This is a genomic window from Chelativorans sp. M5D2P16 (genome assembly GCF_034427935.1).
GTDB lineage: Bacteria > Pseudomonadota > Alphaproteobacteria > Rhizobiales > Rhizobiaceae > Chelativorans.
Genome location: NZ_JAXQNM010000010.1, coordinates 23,843 through 47,094 on the forward strand (window position 1 = coordinate 23,843; position 23,252 = coordinate 47,094).

Below are 23,252 nucleotides of genomic sequence, written 5' to 3' on the forward strand. Positions count from 1 at the left end.
CCTCCCGCGAAGCGGGTTCGTGCTTGAGGGCGCAGAGCGGTCTTTCCGAAGCGAGGCGTGTATAACCCGCGCACATTGTTGACGAGCACCGGCCGGTGCAACTGAGATAACGGCCGATCCTGGTCGTTGTTGCCTTGCCTAAGCCTCATCCGGCACCTTTGCCACCGCTCTGCCCCGAAGCCCGTCATTGACAAGACCTCCCACGAAGCTCGCGAATGGAGAGATGTTCTGGTGGACGCTCGCCTGCTCGAGGGCAGCCATATAGTCGTTGCAGCGCTCGACGGGGATCACGGTCCAAGGATAGCCGCCGGATGCCAGCATGACGTTCATCAGGAAGCGACCCACGCGGCCGTTGCCGTCCATATAAGGGTGGATGTAGACGAAGATGAAATGCCCGAGCACGACCCGCACGGCCGGATCCTCTTCGGCAGCAAGCAGTTCAAAGAATACCGGCATCGCATTATCTGCCCCAGCAAGCCCACAGTTCCCGATCAGTACACAGTTTCGCGAAAAGCAACAAACCGTCGGAAGTTACCCGCAACTTCCGACGGTTTGTTACGATCAAAGACTTGCCTGGCAGCCAGCTATTACCCCTCCCTTCTGCTCCACACCAGAAACGCCGCCCCGTCCTCCTCGAATAGAGCCGCCCGGATCGGCTCCGGGAAACTCGGGTCGTCGAGCAAGACGCTGAGGTAGTCGCGCGGCTCTTCGCCGCTGGTCTTCGCCTTCCACGCCGCTCCGAGCTCCGCCCTTCCCGCAAAGACCCGGAAGTCCGGCGCGCCTTCGGTCTTCTTCCTATCGTTGGCGACGATGTTCGCCTTGACGTTGACGGTGAGCGTGCGGATCGTGCCCGTATAGCCGTCCTTGCCGGCGGTGAAGCTGCCGATAGTGGCCATGGTTCAGGTCACCCTGGTTTGCGGTGATGGTGATTGCGAGCGGGTTTCGGCGAGTTGCTTACGCGCCCGTCGGAAACCTGGATCGGCGACCATAAAGGCGGTGAGCATGAACGGGATGAGTTCCGACACCGTCTCCTTCTGCCCGTAGGTGCGCCGGTAGATTTCGGCATAGTCGTTGAGCGCCGCTTTCAGCTCGGCATCGGCGATGAAGGTAATCTTGACCGCTTCGCGATCCGGGAGCCTGTCGAGCTTCAGGGCCATCGCGATACCTCCCGCTGGCCGTAGGGTCGCAACACGATGTCCTTGTGCACGATGATCCTGAGCGGCCAGCCGGGCCGGATGGTGATGGTCGGCTGGATATTGAGGTTTCGCTCGGTGATCCGTTGGCCGGCCTGGTTCGCACTGTCCTGCGCCGAGCCGCGGATCGCCTCGACGAGATCGCTTTCGTCCTCGCCGAAGGTCAGCTCGGTGCCGACACCGAGCAGTGTGGCCAGGGCGATGCCCTTCAACAGCCGCCATGTGTGGAAATCGACCTCATCCTCGAGCCCAGTATAACCGGCCGTGTCGGTCGCCGGCAAATTGTCGATCAAGATCGAGGAGCCATCCGGCATGATGATGCGCTGCCAGACGACCAGCGCGCGTTCCTGGCCGAAGGCGACCTGGCTGTCATATGTGCCGACGACGCGGGCGCCCTGCGGGATGAGAAGGAAACGCCCGGTCGGAGTGTCGTAGACGTTTCCAGTCACCTGGGCGATCACGCGGCCCGGAAGGTCGGAGTTGAGCCCGGTGATCAGGCTGGCCGGAATGAGCGTGCCGGCCATCAGCTGATAGGGCGAGACCGGTTCCTGCAGACTGTGCGGGCTGTAGATCTCGTCATCGACCTCGCCATTGAGAAAGTCGGGCTTGCGATCCTGCATGTTCTGATCGGTTCCGGTGCCAGGGCCAAACAACGCATCGGCGCCGACGTCGGCCGGCGTGCGCAATGCGTCGAACGGATTGGTCCGGTTCGTTGCCGGCGGCGTGCCCCTGGCCTGTCGATCGCCCGTCATGTCGAAGGCATTGGCAGTGTCCGGACCGCCCGACGTCAACTGGAAGAATACCTCCGACTCCCTTCCCTGCTGCGCCATCCGTGCCTGACGGATGCGCTCGGCGCGGGCGGCATCGGCTTCCGGATCGGGTCGGAACGGCAGGTTGTTGGACGGCGCGATGCCAAGGTCGCGTTCGGTCTCGACCACGGCCGGGCCGATGTCGCCAGGCAGGGGCGGGCCAAGCTCTATCTTCGGTTCCAGGTCGCTGTACCGGCTGGGCAGTTGCTCCAGCCCTTCGGGGGTCGGGTTGTTCTCCGTGCGGTAAAGCTCCCTGCCCGTCTCGCCGCGGTCGAACAGGTTCGGCGGATCGAGCGCCACGATCACGGCGCCGAAGATCAGCATGAGCCCGGCGCCGGACAACAGGAACAGGACGCGCCGGTTGATACGCCGCACCGGCCGCGGTTTGACCCGCAACGCCAGGTCTTCCGGATCGAGCTTGGGCGCAGGCCCACTATCCTCGTTGCTCATCGTCACCTCCCCCGGTTGGATGCCAGGAGGTCGACCAGCGTGCGCGGTCGCGCCGGGCTGCCATCGGTGCGGGTGATGCGGACCACCTGCTGCGACTCCTCGCCGAGACGCAGCTCGGCAGCGGCGAACAGCCGGTCGACGATGTAATAGCTGCCGTTGACCCGGTAGTTGACGAGCTGGTTCTCGCCATTGGGGTCGACCACGAAAAGCGGCGGCACCTCGCCCTGGTCGAGCCGGGAGGGGAACTGGATATAGACTTTGTGGGTGTCGTCGAAGACACGGACCGGCCGCCAGGGCGGATCGTCGCCGCTGATGGCGTAGCGGAAGTTAAGCCGGTCGAGGCGCAGCCCCGCGTCGACCGGCTGTTCCGCCTGCGCCTGTTCGTTGCGGCGTCGCAAAGCCAGAAGCTCGTCGCGCGGATAGTGCCAGGAGACCGAGGTCATATAGGTCTCGGTGTCGCTGGTGAGCTCCAGGTGGTAGGTGCGCCGGTCGGTGATGATGACGAGGTTGGTGCGAAGCCCTTCCTTGATCGGCTTGACCAGCACATGCGCACGCGCCGTCGCGCCGGTGCCGCTTACTGTATCGCCGACCACCCAGCGCACCGTGTCGCCAGCCGATACCGCGACGATGCGCTCGCCTTCCTGCAGGGAGATATCGCTCACCTGTTCGGGTGCTGTGTAGAGCTGGTAAAGCGCGCCCTCGACGAAGGGATAGACCTGAATCGCGTTGACATAACCACTCTCGGACGGCTCGACCTTGGCCGCCTCATTGGCGGCGACGATCCGTTCCTCCGGCGGGCGGTCGTCGACGGCCTCGTCCGTCTCGCCGTCAGGCGCCGGCTTGAGCTGGCCGGGCAGCGGCAACGGTTCGGGCAGTTCCACGACCTCCACCGGCCCCGGCGGATCGACAGTGAGCGAGGCAGGCTGGAATTCGGCCTCATCGAAGTCGATCTTCGGCGGTAGCTGCTTTGGGGAAGCACAGGCGCCGAGGCTCAGCACCACCCCCATTATAATAAGTGTCTTCATTGTTCCTCTCCGGGGATCAGGTCGCGGCTCCAGTTGACGGCATGGACATAGATGCCGAGCGGGTTCTTCCTGAGTGCTGCTTCGGTGCGCGGCGGCTTCAGGATGACGGTGAGGACGGCGCGGTGACGTGTGGTCGCGGTGAGCGAACCGTTCTCGAAGGACTGTTCGCGCCAGCGCACATCGAAACTGTCGGGCGAAGAGCGCACGACACTGGTCACCTCAACGGTGACGGTGCGCTCGCCGACGGCGCCGAAGGGATCATTTTCCCGGGCATATTCGTTGAGTGTGTTGGCGGCGTCCGAGGTGGCGTAGTCGTAGGCCGCCAGCCAGTTCTGGCGCACCACGATCGGATCGATCGACAGCGAGCGGACATTCTCGATGAAACGCGCCAGGTGATAGGCGATCTGGGCATCGGAAGGCGAATAGGGCTCGGTCGCCGGACCGACGCCGCGTACTTCCCCGAGCCGATCGACCTCGACCACGTATGGCGTGATCGCACTGCGGCCAGCCTGCCAGATCACACCGGCCGACAGGCCGAGGGCGAGTGCCAGGCAGCCGAAGGCCATCAATCTCCAATTCCGGGCGCGGACAAGAGCGTCACCCATTCGGGTGTCCCAGACCTGGGCGGCCTTCTGGTAAGGTGTTTCGGGTTCCGGCGTCTTGCCGTAGGCGGTCGTGGCGCGTTTGAACATCAGTCCTCGTCCTTGAGTTTGGGGTTCTCGCCGGCGGCCGGGCGGTCGCCGTCGCGCAGCGTGTGGGCAGCGACGGTCACGCCCTCGCGCATGCGCTGCTCGCGGCGCATGCGGCGCGCCCAATCGGGAGCGTCGGGAGCGGATGGAACCGTTGAAGGGATATCGGTCGCACCGGAACGGGCGCCGCCGGTGGCGGCGAAGGCGCCCTGTTCACCATCGGCGTAGGCTTGCCGGACACCGCTGGTCGCACGGGCGGCCATGTTGCGCGCACCCTGACCTACGGCTCCCGCGCCAGCGCGGGCGACACCGGCTATGCCCGCGGCGACACCGGTGGGACCGGAAGCATCGGAGGAGGCGCGCGCGATTTGATAGGAGCCGGATGCCCCGCCGGCCATGGAGGCGGCCGCACGGGTGGCGCCACTGGCACCCGCGCCAAGCGCACGTCCCGTGCCGATCGCCGCACCGCTGGCTGCGGCACCACCGAGCGCCAGGCCGGCCGCCGATCCCGCCACAGCGCCGGCACCCAGCTGCGGCGCGCCGGAGACAAGCCCGGAAGCGATGCCGGAACCGAATATGCCGAGCATGAAGATGGAGAGAGCGCCGAGGACCGTGGCGGCAGCCTCTTCCAGCGTGATGTCGCCGCCCGAGAACGAGGAGGCGAACTCGCCGAACAGGGTCGAGCCGATGCCGACGATCACGGCAAGCACCATCAGCTTGATGCCGGCGGCGACCACATTGCCGAGCACGCGCTCGGCGAGGAACGCGGTTCTGTTCCACAGCGCGAAGGGCACGAGCACGAAGCCGGCCAGCGTGGTGAGCTTGAACTCGAGGATGGTGATGAACAGCTGGATGGCGAGGATGAAGAAGGCGATGAGCACCACCACCCAGGCAAAAAGCAGCACCATGATGGTCACAAAATTCTCGAAGAAGGCGATCGGGCCCATCAGCTCGCCGGCCTCTTCGAGCAAGGGTGCTGCCGCGTCATAACCGGCGGCGGCCACGAAACCCGGCCGCATCAGATCGGCCGCGCTGATCGGCGAGCCGGTTGCCTGCAATCCGAGCCCGGCAAAGCTGTCGAAGATGATGGTGGAGAGGTTGGAGAAATTGTTCAGGATGAAGGCGAAGGCGCCGACATAGAGCACCTTCTTGATCAAGGAGGGCAGAAGCGCCCGGTCTTCCGAGAAGGCCCAGAAGAGGCCGGCGAGCGTGATGTCGATCCCGATCAGGACCGTAGTCAGAAAGGCGATGTCCGGTGACAGCAGGCCAAAACCGGAATCGATATAGGTGACGAAGGTCTCGGTAAACCTGTCGATGACGTTGAGATCATCCACCGCCTGGTCCCTTCCCTAGCGGCGCGTGTAGGCTGAGCCATCGCCCATGAAGCGCTCGAACCGGGCCTGGCCGCGCTCATGGGCGGCCAGCGCGTCTGCCCGTTCCAACGCTTCGGCGCGGGCGGAAGCCGCCAGCAGGCTCTGGAGCTGCATGGATTGCTTGGCGGCGAGCGCGGTCAGCTGATTGCCGGCCTGCACGGCCTGAAGGTTGCCGACCGCACCCTGGCTCTCATCGACCAATCGATCGAGCGTCGCGGCATCGTTCCTGATCTCGCCAACCACCTCGGCCTGGACTTCCAGGGCATGCCGGAATCCTTCACGCGCCAGGTTCCAGCTTTCCCGCGCGTCCTGCAGGATCTCGGAGGTCGAGGCGCTGTCGGCGTATTGCTCGGGGAACAGCTCCCGATAGGCTCTGTCGATTTCGGTGAGGTCGTAGGCGATCCCCTGCGCATCGCGGATGAGCTGGTCGACCTCACTGAGGGAACCTTGCAGTTCGCCGGCGATTGAGGTCGGCAGGTTGGCCAGGTTCTTGGCCTGGTTGATCAGCATCTCGGCCTCGTTGGCGAGCTGCTGGACCTGGTTGTTGATCTGCTCGAGTGAACGCGCGGCCGTCAGGATGTTCTCGGCATGATTGGTCGGGTCGTAGACGATATCGCCGAAGCCGAAGAGCGCCTGGGCTTTCTGAACGGGCGCGACAGCAACGGCGATCGCGGTGACAAAAACAGCGAGCTTATGCTTCATGGGAGGTCTCCTCTTCGGGCGCGGTGGGGGATGCGGATGGGATCAGCTCGGCGGCCCAATCGAGGCCGCGGGCGCGAAGCCAGGAATCGGCGAACTCGTCCTCGCCATGGGCGGCGACGAGTTCGTCCATCTGTGCGTGGTCCTGTTTGGTGGAGGCGCCGACAAAGGCGAGCGTCACGGGCCCGGGATCAAGCTCGAACAGCCGATTGCCCTGCCGCGACTGGTAGTAATAGTCGCGCTTGGGGAAGGAGTGCGCGATGATCTCGATCTGGCGATCGTTGAGACCAAACGCCTCGTAGATCGCCTTCGCCTGCGGTTCGACCGCGCGGTCGTTGGGCAGGAAGATCCGGCTCGGGCAGCTCTCGATGATCGCCGGCGCGATCGAGGAATTGGCGATGTCGGACAGGCCTTGCGTGGCGAAGATCACCGAGACATTGCGTTTTCTGAGCGTCTTCAGCCATTCGCGGATGCGGGCGGCGAAGGCCGGGTTGTCGAGGAACAGCCACGCCTCGTCGAGGATGAGCAGTGCCGGCCTGCCGTCGAATGTTTGCTCCAACCGGTGGAAGAGATAGGTGAGCACCGGAAGCACGGCGCCCTCCTGGTGCATGAGTTCTTCCATCTCGAAACACTGCACGGCGCCGAGCGTGAGCCGGTCATCATCGGCATCGAGCAGGCGGCCATACGGGCCTTCAAGCGTGTAAGGCTGGAGCGCCTGCCTGAGATCGTTGCGCTGGAGTAGTGTCGCCAGTCCCGTTAGGGTTCGTTCCGGCTGCGGCGCGGCGGCAAGGTTCGACAGCGCCGACCAGACCGCATCCTTGGTGTCGGGTGTCACGGCGACACCTTCATGGGTGAGCAGTCCCAGCACCCATTCCTGGGCAAAGGTGCGCTCGGCTGTGACGTCGATATTGGCGAGCGGTTGGAAGGCGAGCGCGTTCTTCACCCCTTCCTGCGCCGCCCCGAGATCGAAATAGCTTCCGCCCATGCCGAGCACGGCGGCGCGGGCCGATCCGCCCTTGTCAAAAATGGTGACCTGGGCGCTCGCATAGCGCCGGAACTGCAAAGCGATCAGCGACAGGAGCACCGATTTGCCGGTGCCGGTCGGGCCGACAACGATGGCGTGCCCGACATCGCCGACATGGGTGACCAGCCGGAACGGCGTGCTACCGTTGGTGCGGACAGTCAGGAGCGGCGGACCATCCAGATGCTCATTACGCGCCGGACCCGCCCAGCTCGCCGACAACGGCATCATGTGGGCGAGGTTCAGCGTGTTGACGGGGGCAGCGCGCACATTGGCGTAGACATGACCGGGCAGCGACGACAGCCACGCCTCGACCGCGTTGGCACTTTCCTCAATGGTCGCAAAACCGCGCCCGTCCATGACGCGCTGCGCGGCGCGCAGCTTCTCGTCAACCTTGGCTTCGTCCGCGTCGGTGACGACGAAGGTGGTGGTGACATAACCGTAGGCGACGAGATCGGCGCCGAGCTCCTGGAGCGCGGCATCGGCGTCGGCCGCCTTGTCGTCGGCGTCGGTGTCGACCAAGACCGACTGTTCGTTGGTCATCACCTCCCTGATGATGGCGGCGATCGACTTGCGCTTGGCGAACCATTGCCGGCGGTAGCGTCGGATGACCTTCTCGGCCGCCGGCTTGTCGAGCGGCACGAAGCGCGTCGTCCAGCGATAGGCGAAGCCCAGATGATTGAGATCGTCGAGGATGCCGGGCGTGGTCGCGCCGGGAAAGCCGAGGACGCTCAGCGCTCGCAGATGCTTGCTGCCCAGCATCGGCACCAGGCCGCCGGTCAACGACGTGTCGACCAGAACCGCATCGAGATAGGCGGGAATCTCCGGGACCGAAATCCGATGCCGCCGCGTCGAGATGCAATTGTGCAGCCAGGTCAGCGTTTCTACGTCGGAGAGCGGCGCGACCTCCGGCATGATCTGGCCGAGCAGGTCGAGCGCCCGGTCGGTGCGGCGGACAAAACTGTCGAGATGTTCGCGATAATCGACGCCCTGCCGTTCACTCGCGTTCTCGATCAGGAACCGCTCGGTGCGGCTGACGCTTTCCGCCGGCGGCAGCCAGCAAAAGGTCAGCACATAGCTGTTCTCGAACAGCGTCTCTGAGCCTTCGAAGGTGGCCCGCCGTTCCTCGTCGACCAGGGCGGAGATGGGATCAGGAAAGTCGGAGCGCGGATAGTCCCGCGCCGCATGCCGGTCGGCCTCGAAGAACAGCGCCCAGCCGGAGCCGAAGCGGCGCAGCACGTTGTTGATGCGGGCACAGGCGGCAACGAGCTCGGATTCCGTCGCGCTTTCGAGGTCCGGCCCGCGGAAGCGGGCCGAACGCTGCAGCGACCCGTCCTTGTTGAGCACCACGCCGGGCGCGACGAGACAGGCCCAGGGCAGGTAATCGGCGAGCAACGCCGGGCGCTTGCGGTATTCGGCCAGGTTCAGCATGCGAGATATCCCTTGTGACGGACATGGCGGATCAGGACCTCCATGAAGGCGGGGTCCTTGCGTGCGGCCATGACCGCCGCGGCGTGGCCGATGACCCAGACGACGACACCGGCAATCCAGAGCTGGAGGCCGAGCCCGAGGGCAGCGGCGAGCGTGCCGTTGACGATGGCGACCGTTCGCGGCGCCCCGCCCATCAGGATCGGCTCGGTCAGCGCTCGGTGCAGCGGCACCTCGAAGCCATCGACGCGCATCAGACCAGCGCCCCGCCGCCGAAGGAGAAGAAGGAGAGGAAGAAGCTGGTCGCAGCGAAGGCGATCGACAGGCCGAAGACGATTTGGATCAGCCGGCGGAACCCGCCCGAGGTCTCGCCGAAGGCCAGCGACAGCCCGGTGATCACGATGATGATCACGGCGATGATGCGCGCCACCGGTCCCTCGATGGATTCCAGGATCTGGGTCAGCGGCGCCTCCCATGGCATGCCGGACCCGGCGGCATAAGCTGGCGCGCTCATGGCAACGACAGTGGCGGCCGCGACAGCACCACGGATATGATGGCGGATTGCGGAAACGAGATTCAGCATGCGGGCTTTCCTTCGGTCAGACGGTTGGTACGAGTGGCTGTGGCGTTAGTGGCTTGAGGCGGTAGTCGCCGTTCGCGAGGCCTTCGAGGGCGGCGACGGTCTCGACGCGGCGGCCTTCTCCCCTGCCCTTCAGGAAGACGACGATGTCGATCGCCTCGGCGATCAGGCGCCGCGGCACTGTGATCACCGCTTCCTGGATGAGTTGTTCGAGCCGGTAGAGCCCGGCATGGGCGGAATTGGCGTGGAGCGTCGTGATCCCGCCCGGATGGCCGGTGTTCCAGGCCTTGAGCATGTCGAGCGCTTCCGGTCCCCGAACCTCGCCGACGACGATGCGGTCGGGACGGAGGCGCAGCGTGGAGCGCACGAGATCGGCAAGCGAGGCGACGCCGGGCTTGGTGCGCAGCGTCACACAGTCCTCGGCCGCGCAATGAAGCTCGCGTGTGTCCTCGATGATGATCACCCGGTCGCCACAAGTCGCGACCTCGGCCAGCAGCGCGTTGACCAGCGTCGTCTTGCCCGAGCTGGTGCCGCCGACCACGACGATGTTCTGGCGTGTTTCGACGGCCTCACGCAGCGCGTCGGCTTGCTGCGGCGTCAGAATATGCGCCGACACGTAATCGGGGAGCCGGTAGAGCACCTTGGCCGGCTTGCGGATCGAAAAACACGGCGCCGGCGAGACCGGCGGCAACAGGCCTTCGAACCGCTCGCCGGTTTCCGGCAGCTCGGCCGAGACGATCGGCTGGCCGGCATGGCATTCCTGGCCGATATGGCTCGCAGCCAGGCGTATGATGCGTTCGGCCTCCGCCGCGCCGATCGTCTGACCTGTCGCGATCCGGCCATCACCGTGCCGGTCGAGCCACAGCATGCCGTCCGGATTGACCATCACCTCAGTCGTCGCATCGTCGGCCAGGGCTTCGGCGATCACCGGCCCCATGGCGGTCGCAAGCATGGTGCGGCGCCTTGTGCGGGTCGTGGGCTGAAGGCGGTCACTCATCCTCCACCTCCCCGTGTTCGTCCGCGCCGTTCGGTGAGCTTTGGCCCTCGCGCACGGCGCGAAGGGCCGCGATCTCGGCTTCGGTGAAGAACTCGTTCTCGTCCGCGCTGACTTCTTCCAGCACGTCGCGGATCATGTTCTTGCCGCCCGCGAGTCGGCGTGCGAGCTGTGTGATGAAATACTCGAAACGCTCCTTGCCGAGCGCGCGGGCGGCCTCCTGATCCGTGTTGGGCAGGGGCGGCGTCACGGTCAGGAAAAAGCGGATGTAAAGCGCCAGTGTCTCGGTGGTGATCGAGAGATTGCGCTCCAGCCGGTCATACTGCCGGGTGAGACAGTCGAGCCGGCGGATCAGCGCGCCGTCGCGCTGATCGTCGAATTCCTTTGAGAAGAATCCGAGCAATGCGGCCTCGACTATCGCCGCCTTGGTCACGCCGGGGCGCTTGGCGGCGATCTCGATGCGTTCGGCAAGCTCGTAGGAGATGTGGACGTTCAAACGGGGCTTCATTGACAAGAATCCTCAAAAGTTCGGCAGGAGGTCGTCGTCGGACTGATCCATCGCGTGGGCGCGGCGGACGGCGGCGGAGTTGCGGTCGAGCTGCTCCATGCGCCTGGCATCGTTCGGATCGAACTCGTCGTCGAGCAGGCCGGCATCCGGCGCTTGGTCGGGTTCGGGAATGGTCGGGGCTTCGTCGGGAAGTCCGGGGTGGCGTTTGAGACCGCCGTCATCCTCGTCGTCGCCGGTCACAAGTTCGGACCAGGGCTTTGCAAGGCCGGCATGGGTACCGCGCACCTGCCCCAACCAGTCGTCCGGGCGGTGTGGCGGACGGTCCGCATAGGGACCGCCCGCCTTCAGGCCGGGCGGGGGGCAGACCCGGCCCGAAAAGTTCCCGTCCTCGAAATAGCGAAGCTTTTTTGCCCGGATCGGCGGCTGGCCGGAGATCATGACGATCTCCTCGTCGGCCGGCAGCTGCATCACCTCGCCGGGCGTCAAGAGCGGGCGCGCCGTCTCCTGGCGCGAGACCATGACGTGCGCCAGCCAGGGCGCCAGCCGGTGGCCGGCATAGTTCCGCTGCGCCCGAAGTTCTGTCGCCGTGCCGAGCGAGTCCGAAATGCGCTTCGCCGTTCGCTCGTCATTGGTGGCGAAGGCCACCCGGACATGGCAGTTGTCGAGGATCGCGTTGTGCTCGCCATAGGCCTTCGAGATTTGATTGAGGGATTGCGCGATCAGGAAGCTGCGGACGCCGTAGCCGGCCATGAAGGCGAGTGCGCTTTCGAAGAAGTCGAGCCGCCCGAGAGCGGGGAACTCGTCCAGCATCATCAGGAGCTGGTGGCGCCGGCGCTTGCCCACCTCGCCTTCCAGCCGCTCCGTCAACCGCCGGCCGATCTGATTGAGGATCAGACGGACCAGCGGCTTGGTCCGCGAGATGTCGGAGGGCGGAATAACCAGATAGAGCGAGACCGGGTGCTCGGCCTCCACCAGATCGGCGATCCGCCACTCGCAGGCGCTGGTGGTGACGGCCACGGTCGGGTCGCGATAGAGGCTGAGAAACGACATGGCCGTCGACAACACGCCTGAGCGCTCGTTCTCGGCCTTGTTGAGCAGCTCGCGCGCGACCTGGGCAACGACCGGATGGACCTGCGGTGCTTCGTCCGTGCCGAGATGGTTGGTGCCCAGCATCACGCGCAGCGTGCGCTCGAAGGACCGTGACGGATCGGACAGAAAGCCAGCGACGCGCGCCAGGGTCTTGTCCTCTTCGGCGTAAAGGACATGCAGGATCACGCCGACCAGCAGCGAATGGCTGGTCTTCTCCCAGTGGTTGCGGCGTTCCAGCGCGCCTTCCGGATCGACCAGGATGTCGGCGATGTTCTGGACGTCGCGAACCTCGAATGGGCCTTTGCGCACTTCCAGCAGCGGATTGTATTTGGCGCTCGCCGGATCGGTCGGATTGAACAGCAGGCAGTGAGAAAACCTCGACCGCCACCCTGCCGTCAGCTGCCAGTTCTCGCCCTTGATATCGTGGATGGCGGCCGAGTGCGGCCAGCTGAGCAGCGTCGGGATCACGAGACCGACACCCTTGCCCGAGCGGGTCGGCGCGAAGCACATGACATGCTCCGGACCGTCATGGCGCAGATAGCGGTCCCTCAGCCGACCGAGGAAAACACCACGATCGTCATACAGGCCGGATCTGGCGATCTCGGACTTCGTCGCCCAGCGCGACGAACCATAGGTGGTGACCAACTGGTTCTGCCGCGCCCGCCACAGCGATCCCGCAATGGCCACCGCGACGCCGACCACACCACCTGATGCGGCGATGATGCCGGCGTGGTTGAAAACCGCCGGCGCATAGGCCTCGTAGGCGTACCACCACTCGAACAGGCGCCAGGGCAGATAGACCGGATAGCCGAAAAACTCGAACCAGGCCGGCCCGAGCCGCGGCTGGAACTGAAGCTCGCCCGCCGCCCATTGCGTCGCGCCCCACACAGCACCGATCACGATCGCGAAGACGATCAGAATCTGGCCGATCAGAAGCTTGCTGGGGGTCATCGATCTCTCGCCGCTTGCAGGCCAGAAGGCCGTTTGAAGTCGGTGAGAAGATCACGGAGATTCTAGAGTCTATTCAATGCGATAGCGTCCAAGATGGTCCAATGGCAGAAGCTGATCGCTAGGTCATTCAGCTAAGGGAAAGATGGTCAAAGCGGAATTCTCAAAGGTAACTGTTCCGTCCTCGTCTCGATATCGAATTCCGGCTTCATGTCCCACACCTCAGAGGGCGAACGGGCGCTTTGCGCCCTCATCTCAGCCGTAGAAATCAGCTTCGCCGTTCACTGAAAGCAGACATTGCCTGCGACGACGCTGGAGGTCGCGGTTGCGGACTTTCGCGACATTCGCGTTAGCGACAGGCATCGGCGCGTTCAACCGACCCCTGTCGTAGGAATTCTCGGATCGAATGACCGCTTCACGCTTGCGAAGCGGCCATCCCGATCTGATCATCCCGGCTCAGAATTTCACGCTGAGCCTGGCATTGAACCCATGCTCCTGCGCATCGCTTGCGATCTGGCCGCTGTAGCTCAGCCCGAAACTGGCGTTGTCGGCGATGCCGAGATCGAGCCCCGCCTCGATGACGACGGCGTCTTGCGCGATCGGCGTGCCCGCCACGGTGAACGCCTCGCCGCCGGCAAAGGCCTGCGTGGCGAGCGGCGTCGTGTCGCCGAAGGCGTGCCGCCAGCCGAGCGTGCCGTGGGCCGTGGCGCGCATGCCGCCGAGATCGAAGTCCGTGGCGGCATGAAGGCCGAGCGTCGTGAAGGTGGTGTCCGTGGTCTGACTGCCGGCCGACAGCGCCGCCGCACCGCCGTCCTCGGCAAAGCCATCGGTGTGCAGACTGACATGGGCAAGCCCGACGAAGGGCTCGAAGGTGGCGGCGGCCGTGTCGATGCGGTAGCCGGCCTCACCAAAAGCCTGGAAGGTGCCGGCGTCGTAGTTTGCCGAGAGCCTGTCGGCGAAACCGGGGAAGGCCACCGAGCGGTTCGTCTCGATGTCGTGCCATGTGTAGGCAAGCCCGCCCGACAGGCGCAGCGCGTCCCACTGCCCGCCACCGTAAAGGCCGAGATGATAATTGTCGCTGGAACCGGATGATGCCCGCTCGTCGGTATGGAAGGAAGAATGGCCGTAGCCGGCGATGAGGCCGAGCCGGATGTTTGGTGTGATCGCGCCATCGATGCCGGTCAAAAAGCCGCCGGTGGAGCGGTCAAGCTTGGCCGCATTGCCGTTGCCGTCCGTCTCGCCCCAGGCGCCATAGACCTGCCCCCAGGCGACGGGATCGATGCTTGCCGGGCTCGCCGGGCGCGGGCCGTCCGGCCCATAGGCCATCAATGGCATGGCGGCTGCGGGAACGTTTGAGAAGGCGGCGCGGATACGGTCATTGACGGCATTGCGCAGGAAACGGCTGTCCTCGATCAGCCCGCTCTTGATGCTGGCGTGAACTTCGCCGGAAAGGGTATCGAAGGCGGCCGGCGGTTCGCCCTCGGGCAGGACGATGATGGCGTCGAACAGGGTGTTGCCCTCGCCCAGGCTTTCGGCACCGTTTGCGGCGGCGACCTGGTTCGGCGTCTCGGCCGCGTCGCCAAACCGTATTGGCTCGGGCTGCGGTTCAGGCCCGGGCTCCGGTTCCGGCTCGACCGTCTTGCGCACCAGGGTCAGGCGCACTTCGTCGGCATCCCTGTCGTGGTCCAGTTCCGGCACGAGAAAGGCATAATTGGCCTCGACATCGTCAAAGCTGTCGACGATCCCATTATCCGCCGAGAGGATCGTGTAGGTGGTGCCGTAGTCGAGGTCGGACTGGTAGGCCTCGACCGCCACCGTGCCGGCCAGTGTCGCGATGCCGGTCACCGCGATCTGGTCGGCAACGCCGTTCGCCTCGTCGACCTCGACCGCATAGACCGAGCCGACATCGAAGGTGAGATCGCCGTCGACTGTCAACGTGCCGACCGAGTTGCCCGGCGCGATGATGCCGCCATCGGCGATCTGCGTGCCACCCACCGTGCCCGAGCCGCCCAGCGTGGCGCCGGATTGCACGGTGAGCAGCGACGAGCTGGCGATGCTGGCGCCCGAATGGGTGCTGTCGCCGACGACCAATGTGCCCTGCGAAACGGTCGTCGCGCCCGTGTAGGTGTTGATGCCGTTAAGCGTCAGTGTGCCCGAGCCCTCCTTGATCAGCGAACCACCGATGCTGCCATCAAAGCCACCGTCCTTGATGACCCCGTCGATGCTGTCGTCCTTCCCCAATCTGCCCAGTGTCAGTGTATTGCCGCCCAGCCGAATGTCACCGTCGCCCGAAACCGACCCGATGGTGAGGCCGCCATTGTGCAACGAAATGTCGGTAAACCCACCGGCGGTGTTGATGACGGTGGCCTCGTCGGCCGTAGAATCACCGTCGAAATTCGTCCAACCTCCATTCGTGTTTGTGATAACCGCCCGCCCTGCAGAGGATTGAGCCGCAAAAATTGTCGCAGCACCGGCGGGGCCACCGTCATTAACGATTGTCGCCTGCGCCGCGTTGGACGTATTGTTGAATGCAACACCACCGCGATTGATGATCTCGGCCGATCCCGCATCCGAATCGTCCTGAAAGTATATGTTAAGGCCATCTTCATCGTTGTTGAGGATCGTTGCCGTTCCAGCCGTCGCGCCGTTGGCAAACGAAAGCCTGTTATAGAAGGCAACTGTGGCGTTCTCGATTGTGATATCAAGACCGTCCGCCGTGACGCCGGGGCCATCAAACGACAGGCGCGCATTCGCACCTGCGACACCGTCGACCGTGACCGGGCCGCCTCCCAACGCCCCGTCATCTCCCACCCGCAACGTGCCGTCCTCAACCGTCGTGCCGCCGGCATAGCTGTTTGCCCCCGCCAGCGTCAGCGTGCCGGCGCCGGACTTGGTCAACGTTCCAGCTCCCCCGATGACGCCGTTCGCCGTCAGATCAGCCTCGGTCCGGAACGTACCGCCACCTGCGTCCAGCACTATGTCACGCGCCGTGGTGAACGCCGCCGTGTTGCGCAGCGTGCCGCCATCGAAGGTCAGCGCGCCCGACGAATCGCCGAGCTGGCCGTCCGAAGAGACCGAGAGCGTACCGGCGATCAGCGTCCAGGGCGTCACCGCCGTCGTCGTGCCCGTCAGCGTCCAGGTGCTCGTGCCGGTTTTTTCAAAGGCCTCAAAGCCTTGATACTGCCCTCCACTGCCGATGTCCGTGACATCGAACGGATTGGCAGGATCGGTATCCCCACCGAGCGCGAATGTGTCGCTGGCGCCATTGGCCACAACATTTCCGGTGAAGGAATAGCCGTCGCGCAGTTCCAGGCGGTTGGTGCCGCCGGTGAAGGTGATCGCGTTGGCATGCACACGGTCGCCGGGGTCGGCATGGCCGCTCATGCCGCCGGAAATCGCTCCGACATTTATGATGTTGAGATCGGAGCCCATGATACCGGCACCACCCGTGCCCGGATCGCCATCGGCTGCAGTGGCGCTAGTGCCGCCGCTTCCGCCATTGCCGCCGCGGATCGATCCGCCATTGGTCAGAAAAAAGCCGCTGCCGCTGACACCCGCGCCACCATCACCGCCGCGTCCGCCGTCAACATCGGCTGTCGCGCCGCCGCCCCCCCCGGCGCCGCCAACAATCTCGCTGCCACTGGCATTGGCAACGATGCCGCCACTGGTCAATACAGTGCCGGTGCCACCATCGCCCCCGGCCCCGGCGTCAGCCACGGCGGCATCGCCGTCGCCGCCGGTTCCGCCCTGACCGCCTTCGATACGGCTCGATGCCGACAAACTGATTGACCCGCCATTGGTTACCAGGACACCAGCCGCGCCCTGACCACCACCACCGCCGCCGGCAGAGCCGGCGCCGCCCTCCATGCCGCCACTGCCACCAGCACCACCAGTGATAATTGCCGTGTTGCTGGAGTTGCCGGTTCCTTCGATGAGCCACCCGACGCCACCGCCGCCACCACCACCGCCACCGCCCGACGGGGCACCACTGCCATTGGTCCCATCTTCGCCATCGGTGCCTGCTACATTGGCTGTGTTGGCCTCGTCTACTGATGTCGTTTTCCCCACTGTGCCGCCGGCTCCGCCAGTTCCGCCAGGGCCGCCGTCATCGCCCCCATTGCCCCCAGTACCACCAAATCCGGTGGTCTGGTCGACGCTTCCGCCACCGCCAGCGCCGCCGCCGACACCGTTTTCGCCGTCGGGGCTTAAAGGGGTGCCTCCAGCACCGCCGGGATCGTGGAAGCCGTCACCACCATCGCCACCATCTGCCAGCGCATGCGTGGTGCCTGCAACAGTGAAGACGGTCGCCGGAAACACGGCGAACGAAACCGCAAGGCCGACGCCGATCAGCGCGGACGAGCCCGTCAACGCCCGCCGTAGGCAGCCATCCCGTCTGTCTTCCGGTGTGCGCGGTGGCGTTTCGGTGGTGTTTGTCTTCTGGCTCATCATTGCCCCCTCGCATTCAGTTGCTTCGCTCATCCCGGATGCCGCACGAGACCGCACAAAACCTTCATCCGAGTTGGGTCGAAATCCCCGCAAGCAGTTCCGGTCAATGGTCGTCCCTCGCATTCATGCGTCCCAGCACATCCTTGCCAGGACAGATGTAACGTGCCTGAGAAGGTAATCCCCTCAGCATGCCGCTTTAGCAAAAGAGTCTCGCACCAATATTTGGTTGAGTCGGATTTTTGGATTTTTTTGCCCTTCAAGAGAAAAAACGACTTCCTTTGAGCTTCCCGGGCCGCCTATCGTGCCGCGCGTTGGCCACCGAATGGCTCGCGGATAAGACAACGAATCACCAAGGGGGGCGGTTTGGTTCGCTATCACGATCTGGTCTTTCAGCCCGACATGCTGACGGCAAAGCGCGACGATGGCACCATCCTTCGCCTGACCCGCCAGGAGCGCGCACTGCTGTTGCGCTTCGTGCGCCAGCCGCGGGAGCTCGTCACCCGCGCCCAATTGCTCGAGGCGCTCGGCGACGAGACCGGCACGCTGTCGGAGCGCAATGTCGATTACCTCGTCAACCGGTTGCGCAAGCGCCTCGGCGACAGCGCGCGCAAGGCCCGCTTCATCGTCACCCAGTATGGCGAAGGCTATGTCTGGGCCGCCGAACCGGTCGACACAACGCCGCTCTCGGCCTTCCTGCTCCTCGGTCCCGTCTACGGGCTGGGCGATGGCCAAAGTGCCCTCAATGGCCTTCCGCACCGGCTCGCCTCGGCCCTGAAGGCGGCGACTGGCGGAAAGAAGACCATCCTCTACCGGCCGGGCTGGCGCTTCGATCCGCAAGGCGCCGACGATCTCGCCTTCACGCTCGATGTCAGTGCGCACGCGGATGCGGAGCATTTGCATCTGGCGCTGGTGCTGCGCGAGGGGCGTTCGCGCCAGATCATCGAGAGCTTTCGTCGGACATGGCCGCGGGGACGCGACCCGAACCACGTCGACGAACTGGCACAGGCGCTCACCGATGCCTTGTGGCGCCATGAAGCACTGCCCGAAACCGATGCGCTCGAGCCGGCCGACCGTCCGGCCCATCTGCGCATGCATGATGCGGCCGTGATGCTCACCGACGACACGGTGAGCTGGCGCGAGAACGCCGCGCGTCTGAAGCAAGCCCATGAGGCGGACAAGGCCGACCCAAGGCACTCGATCATGCTGGCGCTCAACCATTACGCAAGGCTGATACAGAGCCTCGGCGAGATACATACCGCACCGCTCGGCGACGACGACTGGCAGGCGCTGGAATCGGAAATTGAAGATCTTGCCTTAAGAGCATTGCCCGACGTGCACGATAGGCCGCATTTGCTTCTGGCGATCGCCAAGCTGCTGCGCTTCATCGACCGGGGCTATCTCGCACTTGCCGAACGGCTGGCCGAAGAAGCCTTCTTGAACAGCACCGCCTTTGCGGCGGCCTTTTCGATGAAGGCGCAGATCGCCGCCAGCAAGGGCGAGATCGAGGAGGCCGCAAGCCTCTATGACAAGGCCATCGAACTGGCCGAACCGGGCTCACAATTCCATATCTATCTTCTCATCCTCAAGGCAGTCGCCATGATGGCCGGCGATAAGCGCGGCGCGGTCGACCATCTCGCCGCCGAGTTGCACAACCTCGTTCCGGGAGGGCAGGCAACCTTCGGTCTGTTTCTCGTCTCGCCCAAAGCCAAAACCCTCGTCCCGCCTCTGGAGCACGCGCTGGCCGCGATGCCGCCCGAACTCGGGCGGCATTTGTCCACCTATCTGTTCCGCGTCTCGGCCCGGCAGTTCCGGCGCCGAATCCATCAACGCAACGTTCTCAACGGCCTGGTGGTCCACCTCCAGCGCCATCACGGACACGCCGCAATCGCCCCGGAGATCGCTAAACGCTTCCCCGAACTGCTGGCGAAGCGCGGTTAGCAGGCAATGCCGGAAAGCTCCCGAAGAGCGGTCGTCCGGCGCCCCTATGATAGCCGCGTTTCCCACACAGCTTTGCCACCCGTGAGAATACGTGGAAGGGCAGGATTGGGCTCGTTCTCGACCTCAATCCCAGCGTGTTGAACGTCTGCACTCGCCGTTGCGAACCCGGAAGCTGCCAGTCTGCAACCGGCCCCCGAACAGTCAAAACCGCGCCCAAGTTTACCTCTCCACGCAGCACACTGCCATTGCCGCAACTTGCCGTTCGGTATGGACGCACGCAGGAACGGATGCGGTTAGGTGAAGGTCGAGAATCTCAGCACTAGAACTCAACGCTCACAGATTCGATTGACGAAGCTACGAAGCCATGCTCGCTTTTCACGCTGGGGGATAAGGTATGGCCTATCGGAAGCTACCGTTGTCATCGTTGATCGTAAATCCAGCCAATGATCGACATGGTGAACTTGAGAACGAAACCGCCGCGATAGCGCAGCTCTTTGCCGCGCAAGAGCAGCATATGCGCAACCTTGCCAAGGACCTTGTCGCCAAGGGCGAGATCTTCGAGCCGCCGCTCGTCTTCCCCTCAGGCGACAAATATGTCGTCGCCGACGGCAATCGCCGCACCACCTGCCTCAAGTTGCTAGCCGCGCCACGCCGCGCGCCGACAGTCGAGCTGCAGCAATTCTTCGCCGACTGCCGCAAAAACTGGCAGGGCGCCTTTCCCGACAAGATTGAATGCCGGGTGGAGAGCGACCGCGACCGCGTCGACGACATCCTGTTTCGGCGCCACACCGGCGTGCAAGGCGGTATCGGCCAGAGCACCTGGAACGACCGGATGAAGGCCAATTTCGTCATCCGCACAGGCAAGGGTGGCGGCCTCAACGTCGCCGACGAGATCGAGAAGCGGCTGAAGGAGGCGAAGCTGCTGCCGGCGCGTAAAATTCCACGCTCGAATCTCAATCGCCTGCTCTCGGCGGAGTCGCTGCGAAATCGACTCGGCATTTCGGTACGCAAGGGTAAGCTCGACATCATCCGCGACGAGGCGGAGACGCTGGCGGCACTGCAGCGGGTGGCCAGTGATCTCGCGAACCGCGTCATCACCCTGGACAATATCTGGGACACCGAATCCAAGCTCGCCTATATCGACGCGCTCGAGGCCGAAAGCGTGCTACCGAAGCTCGCGCGCAGGCCGCAGCCAAAGACGCGGGCCGCGCCTACGCCCGCCCCACCGAAACCGAACCCGGCACCGCCGCGTCCGCCGGCTTGGCCGCATCTGATCCCCGACGTGAGCTATGGCGTCACTTGGCCGGCACACCTGCAGCGGCACCGGGCGATATGGGAAGAACTGCAGTACAAGCTCAACCTCGGCGAGACACCCAACGCGGTGTCGGTGCTGCTGCGCGTGCTGCTCGAGCTGTCGATCGACAATTATGTGAGGCGCCGCCAGCTCACGGGGGTGTTGGAAACCGACAAGCTGGCGGTCAAGGCCGGCAAGGTCGCCGCCGATCTTCACGCCATGGGCAAGATCGACAGGAAATATCTCGGCGCGATCACCAAACTCAAACAAGGCGAGGAGATCGTCTCGCTCGACACTCTCAATAGGTACGTCCACTCACCCAACTTCAGCGTGTCGCCCGACCATCTGAAAATGCTCTGGGCGACGCTCGCCGGCTTTATCGTGCTCTGCCTCGAGGCGTAAAATCTCTGTCCATCCCCAATTCTGTGGGGGCGAAATGCTCCGCTTGAGGTCCGGTTCGGCTGTCGTCTCGCCCAGAAGCCGCCGTTCTGTTCTCCGCCCCTAGGACGCTCATTGTCTGCAGCTGAGCGTCGGCAGCTTACGTGAAACGGCCGTTCTACCTCGCGAAGAGGTTGCCACTGCGAACCCCGATGAAGCCAATTCCAATCAACTAATTCCAATCCCTCTTTTTCGGGAAAAATCGAACGACACCGTCGATCCCCGCACTATGCCACTAACCATCTTCCCGCGCTGCTGTTCAAGAACCGGCCGCCACGGCACAAACGTGAACTCCTTCGACTTCTCCAGAACCGCGAACTTGCCGCTGGCAAGCCGAACCGACCGCCGATAGACGCCCTCAGTGCGTGTGCCATCCTGCGTTTCAACGAAGGTCATTCCGGCCTCCTTGGCCAGCAGGTTACCGGCAGCAGCCAGCTCACGTCGGCGCAGCAAACGAAGCAGATTGCGTCGGTATCGCACGTCACCACCTTGCTGCTCGGCCAGGCCCTGCTCAACGAGGTACTCCTGACGTCGTCTCATGGCTGCACTTGCCGCCGCACCAAACCTTTCACCCAGCAGCTCGACCTGCGCACTTCCGACCAGCTGACGGTCCAGCCAGGTCGCACCGTTCGCCCCTACCTGCTGGTCGAGCGACAGAAAGGACAGGGTCAGGACGCGCGCGGGATAGCGTGACCGCTTCCTCGAAACGCTGGCAACACGATCCTCGAAGTCTTCCGGAATCTCCCACGACCCATCGGCGAAGCGCTGAACGAGTTTCTGCCGCCGCAATGCTTCCAAGCGACGGACGTGCGATTTGATGTATTCGTCCGATGCCTCGCTATCGTGCGCTCGATGCAGTTCCGGTGAATAGATCCCGCCGTTTCGCTTTGCGATCTCGGCAATGGTGCGGTCGGCCCGACCCATCCCCCTCTCCGCCGGCTGGACCTCGACGATAGCGCCGTGCGGAAGATCGTCCATGTCGTGGCTGGGATCAAGCGCGACATAGTGCACCCGCCCGTCGGCCGCATCGACCATGATGTAATGACCGTCATTGAACTCGTCGTGCGGCCCGCGAACGATGATGCGACCGGTGATGGTTCGAGCTCGCGCATCGCCGGGATCGAAGATGGAGTAGTCGGCGGTCCCGACATCCAGTCCTGCTGCCTCGAGTCCGCGATGCATCGTCTTGACGATGTCGCCACGCTCGCCGGCGCGCCGCAGCGTGTTTTCCAGATTCGGCGACAACCGCCATCGGCCTGGCGCAGTTTCCTCGGCGAGCCCGCGCCGTTCCAATACACGCAGCCGCCCCACCTGCAGCGCATGCCTAAAGCGCCCCTCGCCGGCCTCCTGCCCGTCGCGCACGTCAAGGACGCCATCTTCCGCTTGCAGGGCCAACTGCCTGTCCAGATCAGTGAAGCGATTCTGATTGACCTGGCGCTCGAGCTTGTGACGAATTTCCTGCTCGGTCTGCGGCCCGAGTTCCAGCGTCAGGAGCTCACTCGCACGCCGGCGCATACCGTGGCTGATGTAGTCGCGGGCTATGACCAGATCCTTGCCCTCATCGGCGCGGCCGCGCAGCACGATGTGGGTATGCGGATGGCCAGTGTTGAAATGGTCGACCGCGACCCAGTCGAGTTTCGTGCCGAGATCGCTTTCCATTGTCCGCATCAGATCGCGGACGAATGGTTTGAGGTCAGCGAGCTCGGTCGCGTCCTCGGGCGAGACGATGAAGCGGAACTGATGCCGATCGCCCTCGCTGCGCTCCAGGAACGCACGGCCATCAACATCATCCCCGTTCGCGTCATAGAGCTGGCCGGGCTCGTGTTCCTTTGAGACGCCATCGCGCTGGATGTATCGGAGATGAGCTCGCGCGGCAGCCAGGCCTGTCCCTGCTCCCCTGCCCGCCAGTTTGACGATCCGCGACTTGATGACGACGCGACGGGAAGCCGAACCAAACCGATAGCCTGCTCGGTAGCGGCGCAAGATCTCGTTGCCGCGTCCGATCCGCGCGCCCGTGAAGCCGTTCGACCGTGCTGCGCCGAAGCCGGTCTTGCCGGCCACCGATATCTGGCGAAGCACGCGGTTGAGATAGCTCTTCGCCCGCCCACCGCCCCGGCTGCGGATGCGGCCGAGCTTCGGTTTGAAGATGTCGTCATCGTCCCTTGCCATGGCGGCTCATGACATGGGTGCGTTTCGAGCCGTTCCAAGCCGCCCTCGGGGTTTGCACCATGTTTTCGCGAAGACACTCAATGGCTTGAGCCCTTTCGCCTGCACATGCGGCTCCGGCCCATGTGCAGGTGATACCCGATGTGCAGACCGGCTTTCGGGAT

At 64.3% G+C, this 23,252-nt stretch carries 18 protein-coding genes; 2 read left to right on the top strand and 16 right to left on the bottom strand.

Annotation, left to right across the window (positions count from 1 at the left end; all coding sequences use genetic code 11):
- Positions 1 to 138 precede the first annotated feature (138 nt).
- The 15 genes from SIN08_RS05440 to SIN08_RS05510 all read right to left on the bottom strand — a co-directional run bounded on the left by SIN08_RS05440 (position 139) and on the right by SIN08_RS05510 (position 17,252).
- Positions 139 to 456 (bottom strand): Fic family protein, encoded by a 318-nt coding sequence (locus SIN08_RS05440; protein WP_322450569.1) that lies wholly within the window; start codon positions 454 to 456, stop codon positions 139 to 141.
- A gap of 131 nt (positions 457 to 587) precedes the next feature.
- A complete protein-coding gene (locus tag SIN08_RS05445) occupies positions 588 to 896 on the bottom strand; it encodes a DUF736 domain-containing protein (RefSeq protein WP_322450570.1) in 309 nt (102 codons plus the stop codon).
- Between the two features lie 3 nt (positions 897 to 899).
- Entirely contained in the window at positions 900 to 1,157 is a 258-nt protein-coding gene (locus SIN08_RS05450) for a DUF2274 domain-containing protein (RefSeq protein WP_322450571.1), read from the bottom strand.
- Entirely contained in the window at positions 1,148 to 2,452 is a 1,305-nt protein-coding gene (locus SIN08_RS05455; protein WP_322450572.1) for a TrbI/VirB10 family protein, read from the bottom strand. The genes SIN08_RS05450 and SIN08_RS05455 overlap by 10 nt, the downstream gene beginning before the upstream one ends.
- A 2-nt stretch (positions 2,453 to 2,454) precedes the next feature.
- Positions 2,455 to 3,477 (bottom strand): P-type conjugative transfer protein TrbG, encoded by a 1,023-nt coding sequence (trbG, locus tag SIN08_RS05460; RefSeq protein ID WP_322450573.1) that lies wholly within the window; start codon positions 3,475 to 3,477, stop codon positions 2,455 to 2,457.
- Positions 3,474 to 4,172 (bottom strand): conjugal transfer protein TrbF, encoded by a 699-nt coding sequence (trbF, locus tag SIN08_RS05465; RefSeq protein ID WP_416208021.1) that lies wholly within the window; start codon positions 4,170 to 4,172, stop codon positions 3,474 to 3,476. Before trbF ends, trbG begins: the two co-directional genes overlap by 4 nt.
- Positions 4,169 to 5,500 (bottom strand): P-type conjugative transfer protein TrbL, encoded by a 1,332-nt coding sequence (trbL, locus tag SIN08_RS05470; protein ID WP_322450575.1) that lies wholly within the window; start codon positions 5,498 to 5,500, stop codon positions 4,169 to 4,171. The genes trbF and trbL overlap by 4 nt, the downstream gene beginning before the upstream one ends.
- Before the next feature lie 15 nt (positions 5,501 to 5,515).
- On the bottom strand, positions 5,516 to 6,241 hold the full coding sequence (gene trbJ, locus SIN08_RS05475; RefSeq protein WP_322450576.1) for a P-type conjugative transfer protein TrbJ: 726 nt from the start codon (positions 6,239 to 6,241) through the stop codon (positions 5,516 to 5,518).
- The gene (trbE, locus tag SIN08_RS05480; RefSeq protein WP_322450577.1) at positions 6,231 to 8,690 is read right to left on the bottom strand and encodes a conjugal transfer protein TrbE; all 2,460 of its coding nucleotides are present in this window, start codon (positions 8,688 to 8,690) and stop codon (positions 6,231 to 6,233) included. The genes trbJ and trbE overlap by 11 nt, the downstream gene beginning before the upstream one ends.
- Entirely contained in the window at positions 8,684 to 8,941 is a 258-nt protein-coding gene (locus SIN08_RS05485; protein WP_322450578.1) for a VirB3 family type IV secretion system protein, read from the bottom strand. Before SIN08_RS05485 ends, trbE begins: the two co-directional genes overlap by 7 nt.
- Positions 8,941 to 9,201 (bottom strand): TrbC/VirB2 family protein, encoded by a 261-nt coding sequence (locus SIN08_RS05490; protein ID WP_322450600.1) that lies wholly within the window; start codon positions 9,199 to 9,201, stop codon positions 8,941 to 8,943. Before SIN08_RS05490 ends, SIN08_RS05485 begins: the two co-directional genes overlap by 1 nt.
- An 85-nt stretch (positions 9,202 to 9,286) precedes the next feature.
- Entirely contained in the window at positions 9,287 to 10,264 is a 978-nt protein-coding gene (trbB, locus tag SIN08_RS05495) for a P-type conjugative transfer ATPase TrbB (protein WP_322450579.1), read from the bottom strand.
- The gene (locus tag SIN08_RS05500; RefSeq protein WP_322450580.1) at positions 10,257 to 10,769 is read right to left on the bottom strand and encodes a CopG family transcriptional regulator; all 513 of its coding nucleotides are present in this window, start codon (positions 10,767 to 10,769) and stop codon (positions 10,257 to 10,259) included. The genes trbB and SIN08_RS05500 overlap by 8 nt, the downstream gene beginning before the upstream one ends.
- A 12-nt stretch (positions 10,770 to 10,781) precedes the next feature.
- Positions 10,782 to 12,809, bottom strand: a complete 2,028-nt coding sequence (locus tag SIN08_RS05505; protein ID WP_322450581.1) for a conjugal transfer protein TraG — start codon at positions 12,807 to 12,809, stop codon at positions 10,782 to 10,784.
- A gap of 453 nt (positions 12,810 to 13,262) precedes the next feature.
- Positions 13,263 to 17,252, bottom strand: coding sequence for an autotransporter domain-containing protein (locus SIN08_RS05510; protein ID WP_322450582.1), 3,990 nt, complete (start codon positions 17,250 to 17,252; stop codon positions 13,263 to 13,265).
- Positions 17,253 to 17,615: 363 nt separating this feature from the next.
- Between SIN08_RS05510 and SIN08_RS05515 the strand changes: the two genes are divergently transcribed.
- Positions 17,616 to 19,190 carry a winged helix-turn-helix domain-containing protein gene (locus SIN08_RS05515; protein WP_322450583.1) on the top strand — a complete coding sequence of 525 codons (1,575 nt, stop codon included), beginning with the start codon at positions 17,616 to 17,618 and terminating at the stop codon, positions 19,188 to 19,190.
- Positions 19,191 to 19,584: 394 nt separating this feature from the next.
- Entirely contained in the window at positions 19,585 to 20,886 is a 1,302-nt protein-coding gene (locus tag SIN08_RS05520) for a hypothetical protein (RefSeq protein WP_322450584.1), read from the top strand.
- 204 nt (positions 20,887 to 21,090) lie between these two features.
- Here the strand turns inward: SIN08_RS05520 and SIN08_RS05525 are convergent, their stop codons facing one another.
- A complete protein-coding gene (locus tag SIN08_RS05525) occupies positions 21,091 to 23,091 on the bottom strand; it encodes a relaxase/mobilization nuclease and DUF3363 domain-containing protein (RefSeq protein ID WP_322450585.1) in 2,001 nt (666 codons plus the stop codon).
- Between the last annotated feature and the right edge of the window lie 161 nt (positions 23,092 to 23,252).